Origin of the sequence: Propionivibrio sp. (genome assembly GCF_049316945.1) — a bacterium.
In the GTDB taxonomy this organism is placed as follows: Bacteria; Pseudomonadota; Gammaproteobacteria; order Burkholderiales; family Rhodocyclaceae; genus Propionivibrio.
Genome location: NZ_JBMOJE010000066.1, coordinates 14,610 through 28,007, shown reverse-complemented (window position 1 = coordinate 28,007; position 13,398 = coordinate 14,610). Strand labels below are relative to the sequence as shown.

Annotated in this window: 6 protein-coding genes and 1 pseudogene; all 7 read right to left on the bottom strand. The window is 55.2% G+C overall.

The window, feature by feature from the left end; genetic code table 11:
* Nucleotides 1-506: 506 nt before the first annotated feature.
* A pseudogene (locus ACOYNV_RS15370) lies at nt 507-728 on the bottom strand (anti-phage BREX system Lon protease BrxL); the annotation flags it as partial.
* Between the two features lie 9 nt (nt 729-737).
* Entirely contained in the window at nt 738-3,362 is a 2,625-nt protein-coding gene (gene pglZ, locus ACOYNV_RS15365) for a BREX-1 system phosphatase PglZ type A (RefSeq protein WP_422900668.1), read from the bottom strand.
* A gap of 34 nt (nt 3,363-3,396) precedes the next feature.
* On the bottom strand, nt 3,397-4,542 hold the full coding sequence (locus ACOYNV_RS15360) for a PDDEXK nuclease domain-containing protein (protein ID WP_422900667.1): 1,146 nt from the start codon (nt 4,540-4,542) through the stop codon (nt 3,397-3,399).
* Complete coding sequence (gene pglX, locus ACOYNV_RS15355; RefSeq protein WP_422900666.1) at nt 4,535-8,107, bottom strand: BREX-1 system adenine-specific DNA-methyltransferase PglX; 3,573 nt, start codon at nt 8,105-8,107, stop codon at nt 4,535-4,537. Before pglX ends, ACOYNV_RS15360 begins: the two co-directional genes overlap by 8 nt.
* 2 nt (nt 8,108-8,109) lie before the next feature.
* The gene (locus ACOYNV_RS15350; protein WP_422900665.1) at nt 8,110-9,063 is read right to left on the bottom strand and encodes a nucleotidyl transferase AbiEii/AbiGii toxin family protein; all 954 of its coding nucleotides are present in this window, start codon (nt 9,061-9,063) and stop codon (nt 8,110-8,112) included.
* Complete coding sequence (locus ACOYNV_RS15345) at nt 9,064-9,699, bottom strand: DUF6088 family protein (RefSeq protein WP_422900664.1); 636 nt, start codon at nt 9,697-9,699, stop codon at nt 9,064-9,066.
* Between the two features lie 55 nt (nt 9,700-9,754).
* Nucleotides 9,755-13,369 carry a BREX system P-loop protein BrxC gene (gene brxC / locus ACOYNV_RS15340; RefSeq protein ID WP_422900663.1) on the bottom strand — a complete coding sequence of 1,205 codons (3,615 nt, stop codon included), beginning with the start codon at nt 13,367-13,369 and terminating at the stop codon, nt 9,755-9,757.
* Nucleotides 13,370-13,398: the final 29 nt, after the last annotated feature.

Here is a 13,398-nt window from a genome sequence, read left to right as displayed (position 1 = left end):
ACAAAGTTACCAAGGTTGATGAACCATTTCATGCAAGTTTGCAGGAGGGACACGATATCTGTTCCTGAAATTTGGCAGAGTTTCCCCCGCCCTTGGGCAGGTACATCGTGTTTGATTTGCATTTTTTGCTCCGCTTTTGCCTTGCAATAAGGCAGGCACCAACGTCAGTGCAGGCCCAATGGATGGGCCGCGGAGCAGGAAAAGAAAGCTAGCGCCGCTGCCCTAATGCGGGAGCGGTCGTATATTCAAAGGGGAGAAAAATCTGGGAGCGGTATTCATCGGGGAAGGAGAATATCAAAAATGGCTGGAGTGCACAAGGCCTTGGTCGATCATAGTCACATATCAAAATATGGGATCACCACTCAAATTTTCGAATCAATATTTGTGTCACTCAACTCCGACCGCTTTGAACACTGCATCCACGGGATCCGAATAAAAACTCGTCTGGAACTTAGCAAAAAGCTCGCCCGGTACCGACGGAATATCCACCACGCTCGACATTGGCAATTCTCGGCGAGGATGCGCTTGACGCTGGTCATGCCGGACTGAATCGTGGCTTCATCATCGGAGGCGCAATACATCCCGAGAAGGTGCTCAAGGACATAAACCGGAACATTTGCCCCTTCCTTGAGCAGCTTGGTGAGATCCTTGCGCACCACTTTTCCGGCGAAATGCTGGTTGAGCAGGCCGTCGAGGTTGCTGTCCTTGATCATAATTTCTTCGGTCATGATTAAGTCTTAAAAATCGTTGGCGAAGGCCAGATCCACCTTGAGCGGAATCCGAACCACTTCCACTTTTGTCTGGGCATCGCGGGCAATCAGGAAATGGTCTTTCGTCTTGTCGTAGCTTCCCGATTTTACGGTGAGCATCACCGAACGTTTGCGTTCGTCGAGCAGACCGGACGTGCTGTCAAAGGTCACCGAGAGTTCGTCGCTGATCAGCGTTTCACCATCCCGCAGCGACACCAAAACTGTACGCGGCAGAACACGCTCCGATACTGGCTCGGTCTGGATAAACTCGAAACGTTGCTTGTTGGTGACGACCTTGTTCGAGGAACCGAGCAGGCTTAAATCTACGGCTCTGGTTTTGGCCGACTCGTTTTCACTCTCACGCAGGGTAATCACTGGAATCACGATTTCCTGCGGCATGGCGCTGCCATGAACGAAACGAGCGCCACCAGCAAAATGGAATCGCGCGGCACCACGGGGCACCCAGAAATCCATGCTGCCATCACCCGGTGTCGTTCCTGCGGTCACGCTGGTATTCCCGCACCAGGCCTTGGGGGATGCCCCGATGCCCTGCCCAAGAAGGTAGCGTTTTTTAGCCTTCAACGTACCTTCGGGCTTGTCGCCAAGCGTCGATTTGTCGGCTTCGTCGAGCGGAGAATCCTGATAAAGGAAACCATGATCCGCCGTGATCAACACTAGCGACCCGTTGAGGCTGTTGATAATGAAGGTGGCGAGCTGGTTCAATTCGATCAATGTCTGCGCGACAGCATCGAAGGTTTCCTGCTCCGAGCCTTGTTTGTCGCCGAGAAGGTCGATCTTGTCGTGATAGACGTAGATCACCCGCTGATCGCGAACAAACTCCCGGCCCTTGTCCTTGCCAAGGGCCAAAAGGTCATCGGTTTTGATGGCCACACCCTGATGCTTGCCAAGCTGGTCACTGCGTTGCTCAACGGTCGAGACCACCGAACCATCGGTCGCCAGATCAAGGTTGCCGTTCTGCTTGTAAGAAAGGGTTTCGTGCGGCAGCAGAGCGGCCATGCCGAGAGCGGTGTAGCTGGGCAAAACCCCCAGCATCGGCGTCAGCGCTGCCTTGAAACGGCTCTTGCCGTTGATGTCGCGGACGAGTTCTTCGGCCGCTTCGAAACGGAAGGCATCCGAGATGATCACGAAGACGCGCTTGATGCCCGCATCCAGAGGCACCTTGACGTGCCGGTTGTAGAAATCCTGCTGGTTTGTCCAGCCGCCAACCTTCCAACTGGAAAGCAGCCCACCCCCATTTTTCCCATCACCCTCCAGCACCTTGCTCCAGGCTGATCCAAGTTGCGGGACAAACCAGCCTGAATAGCCGTTCTCGATACGCTCGCGAAGCTCGTGCAGCAAGGCCCAACCCATTGGCTCCACCGCATCGGCGGCGTGGTTGAACTGCCGATAAAGTTGGTCGAACCTGAAAAGTTCGGTTTGATAAGACTCAAGGCCCGCTTCGGCATTGGCGAAACTGAAGCCGGAATCGAATTTGGCCTTCAGCTCAAAGAAGGCGGCGGCGGCTTCCAGGGCATCGTAGCAAGCGGCCAGGGCTTGCGTGGTGGGGCTCGAATGCGCCAGCAACTTGTTCGCCCAGTGGCCATCCCGCCGGCGGGCGATCAGCAAGTGCATGCTGTCCATGACAGCACCGCCTCCCGAGATGATTCGCCCCTTGATGTCCTGAATGATCCGGCGCTCGACCTCCTCGAAAGTCATCGTCTCGGCCAAGTCCTCAGCGGAAAGCCCTGCGATCAGATGGGCCAAGCCAAGCTCGCGCCCGACTGCACTGGACAAGGCGTCATAACTCCCAAAATGCTGCATGTGCGACCGCCAGCCGGAGGCAAACACCGAAGCATTGGCCGCCAACGTCTTGTTGCCCAGTATGAAGTGCGACAACTGTGCCGGGCATGATCCACTGACCGTACGCGCAAAATCACTCACCAGAATCCGGAACAGAAGATCCCGCAGCGTTGGTGCAACGTCCTGATATCCCATCTCCCGAGCCACCAGCAACCAGAAAGCTTCATCCAGGTCGTTGGCAACGACATCTGTCCAAAGCTTGGAAACCGCATCGAGGCCAACCACACCGTCCTGCAACAGCGCGGTGAAAAGGCGCAACAGAATTGCGGGCAATTCCGGCTGATCGGCTTTCACCAGAACGGCAATCATCTTGCGGTCGAGGTCATCCGCATCATCGTTGGGGGTTACCCATTTTTTCAGGCGATCGACCCGAACCTTGGCACTCAGAAATTTTGACCGGGCCTTGAGGTGCATCCGCAACTGCTGCGAGATGAGACCCAAATCTTCCAGCAAGATCGAAGCACTATCGGCGCGAAAGGGCTTGCTGCGCAAGCGTACGTCCAGCAGCCAGTCGCTGGCCGGATCGGGCTCGGGTTTCGCGCTGTAGAGAAGGAACCTGCGGCCACGGCCGGCTCGCTCGAGTTCGATTTTGACCTGAAGCCAGGGGGTTCTGTCCAGATCCAGGAGGTCAATTTCAGGGGGCTTGAGCGCCTCAACGGAGAATGCAAACTCGCCATCGGCGTCGTGCCAGAAGACGATGGGGTTGCTGGAGAAAAGGCTACTGAGTGCTTCGGTGATGCGTTGTTGGCTCACGCTAGCTCTCGATTTTTCTGATTTAAACATTTGATCATTGACGGCCACCATCCCCATTGTGGTCTTCCGCTGCTTGCAACTGCTGCAAGTCATTCTCGATTTCTTCCACCGTGGGCAATGCGCCCTTCAGGTTGTCGGGCAAAGCTTCCACCAGTGTGTATTCGCTCACGCCCATGGGTTTGTTCATGTCGCGCAGGGCGAACTCCACCTCGATGTTGTTTTTGTCGCGGCACAGCAGCAGGCCGATGGTGGGCTGGTCGTCGTTGCGTTTAAGCAGGCTATCTACAGCCGACAGGTAGAAGTTGAGCTTGCCGGCGTATTCCGGGATGAATTTGCGGTTCTTCAGTTCCACCACCACATAGCATTTCAGCGTGACGTGGTAGAACAACAGGTCGATGTAGTAATCGTTACCGGCAATTTCCAGGTGGTACTGACGACCAATGAAGGCAAAGCCCTTGCCCAGCTCCAACAGGAATTGGGTGATGTGTTGTGTCAGTTGGCGTTCTACATCCCGTTCGTTGTACGGTTCCGTCATGGACATGAAGTCGAAGGTGTAAGGGTCTTTGAGGGTTTGCTGGGCCAGGTCAGACTGTGGCAATGGCAAGGTGCGGGAAAAGTTGGTCACCGCCTTGCCGGTGCGGGCATACAAGTTTGACTTGAATTGCAGTGCCAGCACATCGCGGCTCCAGCCTAGCTCAAGGGTTTGCTTGATATAAAAACCGGCTTCGGCCAAGCTGTGGCACTTGGTAAAAATCTGGATGTTGTGGCCCCAGGGAATTTCCATCAGCAACGCAGAAAGCTGGCTTTCAGACCCTGCCCAAGGCGTATCGCGTAATTTGGCAACAGCCTGTTGCCAAATTGCAGGATCGCAGTAGAAGCGAAAGAAAGCACGGCAATACCGCAGATTCTTGGATGAAAAACCGCCGATCTCCGGGAAGGCTTGTCTCAAGTCGCGACTGAATGCGTTGATGAAACCGCTTCCCCATTGGGCATGGGATTCCCGATCAACAATTTGCGCCCCAATTTCGTAGTAGAGGGAAATCAACTCCCCATTGGCGGCCAACGCCATTTTCATCCGTGTCGCATGGATTCTCTGCTTGATGGTCTTCAGCCAGTCCTGATAGTCGGCCAGCACAGCGGGCGGGAGCGCCAGTGGGTTTGTCATGGCGGGGTCACTCATCACTCGCCCCTCCCGTCACCGCCTTGACCTCGGCCAGCAAATCCCCGAACCGCCCATAATTGACCTTCACCCCATCGTCCAGATTAAGCTGGATGCGCATGTCGGCGTAGTGGCGGAGTTTTTCGTCGTAGGCGAGCAGTTCTACGTGCTTTTTCTTCAGCGATTCGATCTGCTTGGCGATCTTGGTGCGTGCGGTGGTTGAACCGGTTGCATCGCGGTCTTTCTCCAGCATTTCGATGCGCGACTGCATCTTGCCGGTGAGGGGCACGACGTATTCGGCACGCAGGCGGGAGAGTGTGCCCTCGGAGTAGCGGTGCAGATAAACCAGGGCTTGGAATGCCCCCTGTTTTCCACTGGAAAAATGCCAGTAGATCGGGCGTTTCTTGTAGGTTTGCAGGTGGTCCTTGTAGAAGTTTGAGGAGAGGTAACGGCGGATTGTCTCTTCCGGCGTTTCGGTTCCCTTCTTGCCAAGACTCTCGGCCAACCAGTCCATATTCTCATCAAGGGTTTCTGCACCCCAGACGGCATTCAGGAATTCGCGTACCCGGTTGCTGGCATCGTCGTCGAACCAGAGCTCGTCGGTGATCGGAATGATGCCGTCGGAGTCCGCAGGGAAGGTTTTGTAGCGGGTAGCATCGAAGCCTATGTGGCCGGAGTTGGCGTAAATCAGGCCAGGCTCGTCCAGGCTATAGCGGCCCATCATGCAACCGATGGCGTATGAGATTAGGCGCTGGCTATCTTTTTCGCGATCGGCACGAGCGAGTGTGATTTGGGGTTCGGGGACGTTGGTGGACAGCCGATCGCTCATTTCAAAAGCGTCAAGAAATATTTGATTTAGATTTGTCTCAAGTTCAGTTGCACGGACAATGGCTGCTGCAGCGTCCTCGTGCCAAATCTCCGAAGAATTATGTAGAGAACGCACCCCTAAATTGCTAATAGCAAATGGAGGAATTTTCATTTCCCAAGATCCCTCGAAGTTATCCCAATCCTTTTTGTAAATAAAAACCAACTCTTCTACGATCCTGTCAATCTGCAAAATTTTGGGCCGTAGCCGTTCAAGTGGAAATGGTAGTGATGCGATATTACCTGGTTGAAAATTGAGCGTTGGATTGATAGCCCTTAACATTTCAAAAGCAAGACCAGTGCACAAAAAACCAACGATGAGTTTTTGTAATTCGGAAGAGGAAAATGTTGAGGCCCCTCCGTTGTCAAATATAAACCCAGCATCACAAAATCTTGCGCTAAAGAAGGTCGATGTTATAGATGACCATGTAATTGACGGCAAAAAATATTTATCCCGGCTAATCACACGTCCATTAGATGCCACATTTCCACCAGATTCGTTATCGATATAGTTGCAAATTGCCTCGCCATCGTTTTCAAAGTTGACGACCGAATAATTATTGCCATACCAGCGACGGAATCCACCCCCTTTGTTGTAGGGAAACCATTTTTTATTGCTCTCGCGAGCCTCAGATGAGGAAATTATTCCAAGTCCTATCTTGGATTGGGAAACTTCGTGCCAGAGTCTAACGAACCGACCATTATTTGTAGTGTTCATCCCCACACGAGATTGGGAAACCTCACCAAGAGTCGGGTTGTTCGCAAATGCATCGAGAATTTTCTCGCTTAACCAATAGGCCAACGGCGCTCCTGGGATTTTTCTGAAGTCGTCCTGAAATATTTCATCGTATCGACCAAAACCTCCTCGTAGCGTACTTTCTTTCTCACTTTCCACACCTTCAACTAATCGGAAAAAAATCGGTTTATATCTGCTCAGATAGCGACTCTGCAATATAAAGGCTGTCGTTTGAACCACCTCACCAGATATCTCGCCAAAAGCCCTGGCACCCAAATGCGCCATTGTTTGAATGGTCCGTTCCCGCAAAAATTTTCCACGCATCGATTCAAACGACGACAGAAACATCCAACTCTGCATCGTCACCATGCTGTTAAACCCCGTCGGCTTACACCAACCAAAGCCCCTTTCAATAAACATCGCAAACAAATCGGATTTGCTATGAGGGAATTTTGTCTTGGCATAGTCTTTCAGGGTTACATTCATTCCCTTGCCGCCCATATACGGCGGATTCGCCACCACCGCATCGAACTTCATCGCCAACACCGTCGCCTGCACCACCAGCGGCCACAAATCCTGCCCTGCCGCCTCAGCAAAAACATCCCCGGACTGAATCGCCTTCCCCATCCCATCCGCCAAGGCCGGCAAACCCCTCGCCAACCCATCCGGAATCTGGATCAGCGACCCAAACGTCTTGGCATGGGCAAATGTATCGAGCAGCGATGCCAGTAAGCCCCGGCCAATACCAAATGGCTTCATGTGGCTGTCCAACTCATCCAGTTCCAGCCCCTTGCTCTCCTGCAACGACAGCACATTGAGCTTGATCGGACTGTCGAGCAGTCGGCGATCGTCGGCCCGCGCCTTCATCATCAGCGCGAAACCAGCCAACTGTGCCGCACGGTCGTCGATGTCCAGTCCGTACAGGTTCTTCTCCAGAATCAGGCGAGGGATCGCCCGGGCCTGGTAGCCTCGTTCCAGATAAATCGCCTTTAGCACGTCGTAGGCTTCGACCAGGATGTGGCCGGAGCCGCAGGCCGGGTCGAGCACGGTGATGGTTTCCGGATTCAGACTGCCGCCATCCTCGGCCATGCGCGTCTGGATCAGTTCATCGAGTTGCGCCTGCACTTCCGGCGTCTGCTCGGCCGGTTCAATGTAGTACGGCCACTGGCTTTTGAGCATTGAACCTGGATTGGCCATCAACCAGAGACGGCCAACACTGTTCTGCACCAAGTATTGGACGATCCAGTTCGGCGTGAAGAGCTGGGTGGCGGCGGGAATATCCTCGCTCTTGACCACCTTGCCGATGACCGCATCCTTCTTCTCGGATATATAAAACTGGTAGAGCCAGCCGATGACTTCGATCTCGTTCCAGTCCTCTTCCTGGATCGATTCAACCAGCTTGGCGACAACGGAATCGGTGCGCTCCAGGTTGCCGGGCAGCAGAAGTTCGGATTCGTCGTCGATGCGCTCAAACAGGAAAGGCATGGCGTTCGAAAGCGCATTGCACTGTGCCACGAGCAACAAGCGGTACAACTCGCCATCCCGGTTGCCGGCCAGCTTCATGTCGGCAATCTGTGCGGCGTTCAGCCCCGGCAGACTACCGGAGACCTCGGTGGCGTGCGCGATAATTTCCGGCAGACCGCCTTCGCGGCTCGACAGAACGCGATGACCATGACCAAGATAGTCATGGATCTCCATGAAGCGCAGGGCGGCAAAGCGGTTGAACCAGGTGTAGGCGACGGCCTCGACGGTCTGCGCGAAACCATCCCGCTTCATCCGCTTGATCAGGCGTTGGCGCTGATCATGCACCTTGGCCGGCCAGGCTTGCCCGGCGATCACGGTGATGTCGCCATTCCTTTCACTGGCCGCGATGTCGAGCGACCCTCCCTTTTCGGAAAGGCCGAGCACATTGGCGCGAGCCTCGACGGCGGCGATGAAGTCCTTACGCGCCTGCGGTGCGTAGGTTTTGAGTTTGGCTTTGTTCATGGTCAGAGGCGATCCCGAAACTGGGCGATGCGGTCGTAAATGGCGGAAAAGGGAACCTGCCCGGCGTAGTAGAGGGCGGCGGTTTCGCGGTATTTGCGTTCGTAGAGGGCACGCACGTCGGGATCGCTGAGCAGAAAGGCTTCGTTACTGGCGATGTCAAGATTGTCTGCCTTGGGAAAACGTACTTGCTTGTGCGCCTGGTAAGCCGGGGTGCCAATAAAGTCCTGCACCTCGGATTGCCCAAGCAGGCAGTAAATGTCGTAGTAGTGCCGCAGGAAGTTCTTGGAGAAGTTATCGGATGCCTGTTGCCTGCGAAATTTGGTGGAAACGGTTTGCAGTTTTTCAACCAGGGTATAGCCCAAGGCATAACACGGCACGTCGATGGCCCGGTTGTCGGTCACGGCCAAGCCGGCCTTGATGGCGGCATCCATCGGCCATGAACTGATGGTACGCGGCGCATTGGGTGCGGTAACGTCGAATCCCACTTCCAGCAGGATTCCCTCCTTGATTCCAGGCAAGGAGCGGGTATTGGTCGGGTAATTCAAAACAATGCCACCGTTGCGATAGCTGGTATCGTCGTAATCGGTGTCCCGCGTCACCCGCAGCAGCCCAGGAATATTAATGGCCGTGGCCAGCCAATCAAAGAATGCCTTGCGACCCGCCTGGTGTGCGGGTTTGTCATGATTCCGACCGGTCTTTAGTGCCAGATCCGCTGGTGGTTCAAAACGGATGTCGATATCTTCGGAAAATCGCTCGATGATATGGTGGCCCTTGGAGAGGGATGTGCCACCCTTGAGTTCAAATTCCCAACCCTGCTGTTGCAGGCCCCAAAGGCAGTGCATCCGCCAGTAGTCTTTTTCAATCAGGTAGGAATCGATGCCGAGGGATTGTGCAAGCTGTTCCAGCAGATCGGAAAAAATCGGCAATTGATGCAAAAACTTCGGCGTGCCGGCCATTCAGTCGTGCTCCGCCATCAGGGAGGCAACACCCGGTTGTTCCAGCCAGCCGCCGACCCGCCGCCGAGTGGCGGCCGAGCCATACTCGGAAAGCATCTTCTTGAGGAGCTTCTGATCAAAGCTGGCCAGTTTGCGTTGTGCATGACCAAGGATTTCTGTTTCATCCTCGGCCAGATCGGAGAGGTTGTTGAGCATATCGACCAGCAGAAATTCCGGCGTTACCTGAACCGGCTTGGGAAAGCGATGCTTGACTCGAAAATCATAGGTACGATTGCCGAGCTTGAATTGGCCGTGTCGCTTGTGGTTATAGACCACGGTCTTGTTGTAAAGCTGGGTGGTGCCCAGCCGCAGCGAGTTATAGACGCTGGGATTGAAGCTCAGAAAGTTCTTGTCACGCAGGAAGGCCGCAAGCAGGTCTTTTTCGTCAGGAGGCACTTCGCCGAATACATTTTTCTTGGGCTTGTAATAGAGCCCCTGCGCCAACTTGCGAAACTCACCGGAGGCCACCAGTCGCTGCAACTCTCGGTCGAGACTGGCCGAATAGGCAAGCAAGTCTTCCCGCCGATACACCTTGCCGGCGCGGACGTGCCGACTCAGAAGATTGGTTTCCGAAACCGTGGAATCGAGGCGTGTCATGACTATTTTCTCATTGAAATTTCATGCAATCATACGCCCGATTGATGACCTGGAACTAACTGATCCGAACACGCTGCCCGGCCTTGATGGTGGAAAGCAGTTCGGCCTTGAGTTTGGCGATGTAGCTCTCGACCTCCGCTTCAGTTTCCAGGAAAACTGTCGGAGAAAGGTCGGCGGCGCGGATGACTTTGGAGGGTTTCGGTGCGCCTGTTCCGGTTCCAGTCGTCACGACTTTCTGAACGATCGTTGTGCCGGAATCCTGGACCACGGGCGCAGGCTTCTGGCAGGCCTTCCGCATCACGAGCATCGCACTATCGAGCAGATCGCCGGCCTGACCCTGCTGGTACATGATCTTCGGGATGCTGGACAACCCCGCCACCTTGGTCTTCAACTCCTGTAAGGGCAGCAGGGCTTTGTTGCGCAGATCGGCCGTCGCCTGAACCTGATCCAGCGACTTGATCACTTCAGCGATCTTGATGTCGATGGAGTTCAGCGCCCGTTCGCGCTTGACCTGGGCGGCGGCTTCGTTGATGCCTTCGACCGTCTTGACCAGCGCGTCGATGCGCGGGATCTGGCCGTACGGTGCTGGATTGTCGCGGATCGATTCCAGATCGGCCAGTGCGGCGGAGCCAACAGCATCCTTTTGCAGGACTTCCCGGTTATCGACAAAACCGGCCAAGGCTTCGAGCAGTTTGCTCCAGGTCGGCAACTGGGTTTTGTAAAAACTCACGACGTCGTTTATGTCTTCGCTGGCATCGAGCCAGTCGTTCCTGGCGGCCAGCATGGTTTCGATGAATTCGAAGGCGTCGCGGATCGCCAGTTGCTTTCCGATGCTTGCGATGGCCGTGTTGATAACGCCTTTGCCTGGATGATGCTTGATTGAGGCGGTCTGGAGGCAGCCCTTGAGATCGGTTTGCCAGTTGCCAAACGCAAGCCTGTAATCGGCTACCAGGCCATCGGCGTCCTCCCGTGCGATTTTGGTGAAGATATCCTTGTAGAGGCCTCGTGCCCGCTGGATCGATTCCGGGGGTGATACCTTCTTTTTTAGAATGGAGATCTGCTTGAAGCGGACCGATTTGGTCAGCGGATCGGCGGCATTCTTCGGATCGAGATCGTCACCCTCGCACATCAGTTTGATTTCACCGGCCATGTACAGGCGGGCAACCAGCAGCACGACTTCCCATTCCGGCTTCCAACCCCATGGGATGCCCGTGAAGCGATCGACAACATCGGACAGCAACACGCGCTCGACGCTGGCCTTGAGGTGCAAGTATTCCCGCAGCTCCTTGATGGCGAGTGGGTTGCCTTCCTCTCCATTCAGCATTAATCCCTGCTGGCCGATGTCGTCTGATGCCAGTACGGCCTTGATTTCAGCGATGGGGTCAATCTGCCGAACCTTGAGGAAAGGCAGCTTGGTGTAGGTGTTCGAGATCAGGTAATTGATCAGCTCGTCGAGCAAGGAGCTCGGGCTCGCCGCCTTGATGTGCGGTTTCTGGCCAAGGGCATAGAAATCCCCGGCCAGCATGATCTCGCCCAACTGGGCAATGATGCGGCTGCGGCGATCGCGATTCTCTTCCTTACGATCGGACAGAATGCGTTTGAGCGTTGCGGGAGCGTTGCTGGCCTTGGGGCTATCGATGAACTTTTCAATCTGGAGATAGAGGGTCAGCTCGATGTCGAGGCGATCGCCTTCGGCCGTCCGGATCAGCGCCCGGCCACCGGATTCGGAACTGCGCAGGATGCATCTGGCTTCGCTGAGGGTTTCGTAATCGTCGCCAAGCGGGGTGATGATTTCCAGGCTGAGCGGGTGACTGGCGTTCTTCCAGGGGGCGCCGTCAAGCAGTCGGTTGAATTCATAGTCGGCCTTGGTGTCCTTGTGGCGCACCTTGGTCTGCCCACCCAGGATATCGTCGTAGAGCAATTCACTCAGCAGGCGCCATTTTTCGTTGGCAGAGACTTCAACGTGGCCGATTTCGCGAGCCACGTCGCGCTCTTCATTGGTCAGGAAAAACCAGAGGTCGCCATTGCGGCTGACCAGCCGCTGCTTTTCGAGGCGAGCGAGACTTTCCTGTATCCGCCGCTTGAGTGCAAGCTTGTCGGCATCGACTTCATTGACGCAGAGCGTGGCCAGGTTATCGATGTTCGGTTTGACGATGTCCGGGATGTAGCGGATCAGGAACATCCCCTTGAGCAGGTTGATGTCGTAGGGTTCGAGTGCGGCGTTGCCCGGCGCTTCGTCGATCGAGCGCTTGGCGCTGGTGTCGATGAAGCTTTCGATCGAGGGATAGAAGTCATGCAGCGGCACCAGGGCGTCGATTCCCCGGTCGGCATTGCGAACAGCGGCGGACTGGAAGGCGTCGAGCAGGGAGCGCTCGCCTTTGGAAAGGTGCTTGCCGGTGGCGCCGACCTTTCGGATCGATTCGAAGATTTTCTGCAGCAGCGTGAATTGGTACGGAGCAAAGGGATAACAAGCGACGAATTCCGCCGAATCCTTGTAGCTTTTCATCGTCACCGAGTTGCCGACGAAGGCGAGCTGGTTGTTGATGATGTCGCCCTTCTGCTCGAAGCAATCGCGCAAGGCCACATGCGCCGCTTCAGTTTTTGCCAGCAGGCGCTCGCCGATCACTTCATCGGTATTGGAGCTGGCCAGCGACAGGCGGGTATGGAAGCGACCCTGAATTTTCGAGAAGTCCTGCGACTTCGTTTTGTTGGCTTCACCGATGGCAGCGTCGATGTCTTCCTGGCTGGTGACGATGACCCAGGCTCGACCCTGGCACAGCGTACCCAACTGCTCGGCGATGGTCTGCATGGTGAGCATCAGCTGCGTGTTGTCGCCAATGAACTGGCCGACTTCATCGACCAGGAAAACGATCCGGTGGCCGGCGGGTTTGGTCGCGAGGTAGTTCTGAATCAGCTTGGCGAGGCCTTCAATATTGATGCGGTAGGTTTCCCTCGCGTTGTCGAACCACGCGGCGGCCGATTCCTCGCTTTGATTGAGTGCCTTGGCCAGGGCATAAACCACATCGTCGCGCATAAAATCGACGGCATCGCGCTCAGCATCCCACGTGGAGCCGTTCTTTTCGGCAAATGCTGTTTTGAAGGCCTCGTAGGCGCCCTTGCTGACCAAGTGACGTTCCATTTCGGCAACATGCGGGGCATCGCCACTGTAGCCGAGCCTTTCGTTAAAGACGCGCAGGAATACTTGCAGGATCACGTCACGGTCGGACTTGCTGTCGGCCTTGGCATCGATATTGAAGAGGATGACATCGGAACTACCCTTGACGGCACGCTGGATGTCGGCGAGCAGCATCGCGTCCTTGATTTTGTGTTCGTCAAAGAATTGGGCCGCCCGCTTTATCGTGCCATCCTTTGGATTCACCGCCTCGATGTCTTCCAGCAGATAGGACAGGATCTTGATGAAATGGGATTTGCCAGAGCCGAAGAAGCCGGACACCCATACCGCCATCCGAGCCGAAAGCACTGGATCCTTCGGGTTGTCGGCGGCGGCCAGGAAGGCGTCGAAAAAGCGGCGAAAGTATTCCGTCAGTTGCTTGGTGACGACATACTCGTCGAGTTCCTGCCAGATGCTCTCGGCGTCCCGCTGATCGGCTTTGATGACGCCATTGATTGGGCGGTCAATCGGCTTGGTGAACAGCTCCCTGATTTTCATTTTATGGATTCCGGGTGTTGGTTTTCAGG

What these genes read in the sequence shown, in the direction of transcription:
- ACOYNV_RS15345 (WP_422900664.1), bottom strand. Translation starts at nt 9,699, where the DNA reads ATGACACGCCTCGATTCCACGGTTTCGGAAACCAATCTTCTGAGTCGG.
- pglX (WP_422900666.1), bottom strand. Translation starts at nt 8,107, where the DNA reads ATGAACAAAGCCAAACTCAAAACCTACGCACCGCAGGCGCGTAAGGAC.
- ACOYNV_RS15360 (WP_422900667.1), bottom strand. Translation starts at nt 4,542, where the DNA reads ATGAGTGACCCCGCCATGACAAACCCACTGGCGCTCCCGCCCGCTGTG.
- brxC (WP_422900663.1), bottom strand. Translation starts at nt 13,369, where the DNA reads ATGAAAATCAGGGAGCTGTTCACCAAGCCGATTGACCGCCCAATCAAT.
- ACOYNV_RS15350 (WP_422900665.1), bottom strand. Translation starts at nt 9,063, where the DNA reads ATGGCCGGCACGCCGAAGTTTTTGCATCAATTGCCGATTTTTTCCGAT.